We start from the raw sequence: 488 nt of genomic DNA, 5'->3' as shown, positions 1-488 counted from the left end.
CGCTGCCACCACCGCATCGTCGCGGCCGACGTGGAGCGCGGCTACATCCCGATCGGCAAGCCGATCGCGGCCACGCAGATGATCGTGCTCGACGCCGACGGCGTGGCGTGCCCGGTCGGCACGCCCGGCGAGATCTATGTGCGCTCGGCGTTCTTCACGCTGGGCTACTACCGCGACGCGGCGCTGAGCGCGCAGGTGTTCGTGCCCAATCCGCTGCGTCCCGGCGCCGATGAAGTGGTGTACCGCAGCGGCGACATGGGCGTGCTGCTGGCCGACGGCAACCTGCGCTTCCTCGGACGGCGCGACGGCCAGGTCAAGGTCAACGGCGTGCGCATCGAGGTGGGCGAGATCGAGAACGCGCTGCTGAGCCATCCGGAGATCGCCGAGGCGGCCGTGGTGGCGCGCAGCGCGGAGGATGGTTCGACCTCGCTGCACGCCTATGTGGTGGCGCGCGGCGAGCTGCCGCCGGACCTGCGCCAGTTCCTGGC

General features: G+C 71.3%; 1 protein-coding gene. It reads left to right on the top strand.

What is annotated here, in order from left to right:
* A partial coding sequence (locus KVP70_RS33195) for an AMP-binding enzyme (RefSeq protein ID WP_217946705.1) occupies positions 1 to 488 on the top strand: 488 nt, incomplete at both ends.

The sequence above is a fragment of the Duganella violaceipulchra genome (genome assembly GCF_019166075.1).
Classification (GTDB): Bacteria; Pseudomonadota; Gammaproteobacteria; order Burkholderiales; family Burkholderiaceae_D; genus Rugamonas; species Rugamonas violaceipulchra.
This window is presented reverse-complemented; position numbering and strand designations above follow the sequence as displayed.